Origin of the sequence: Burkholderia sp. Ac-20349 (assembly GCF_017104865.1) — a bacterium.
In the GTDB taxonomy this organism is placed as follows: Bacteria; Pseudomonadota; Gammaproteobacteria; order Burkholderiales; family Burkholderiaceae; genus Burkholderia; species Burkholderia aenigmatica.
In genome coordinates, this window is sequence record NZ_JAAGPM010000368.1 from 1 (window position 1) to 426 (window position 426).

Consider the following 426-nt stretch of genomic DNA (forward strand, 5'->3'; position numbering starts at 1 on the left):
GTCAGTGAAGGATCGTCGACAGCGGCTTGCCCGAGCCCGCGACCGACTGCAGTTCGGTTTCGGTCACGACGCGGTTCCACATCGCGACGTCGGAGAAGCTCTCCACGTTCGGCTTGACCGTCGTGCACGCGTTGACCGTGTAGCCGCCGCTGTAGTGGCTCGCCGGGTAACCGCACGCGAGCATGTGGTACTGGCCCGTGCCGTCCTCGTTGACGCCGAAGGTCTTCGTGCCGAGGCCCGGCAGCGCGGCCACCGACACCGTGAGCGGCGTGCTCTGCTTCTGCTCGCCGAGCACCGGGTCGAACGTGTAGGCCGTCATCGTCTTGCCGACCGTGTCGATCACGAACGCCGCATACACCCACTGGTTCGCGGTCACGCTCATCGTCTTCAGGTCGTTGCGGGTGGTGCCGTCGCCCGCGTTGTACT

1 pseudogene is annotated in these 426 nt (G+C 66.2%); it reads right to left on the reverse strand.

The features are described from left to right. Position 1 precedes the first annotated feature (1 nt). Positions 2-426: pseudogene (locus G3N61_RS39270) on the reverse strand (hypothetical protein); the annotation flags it as partial.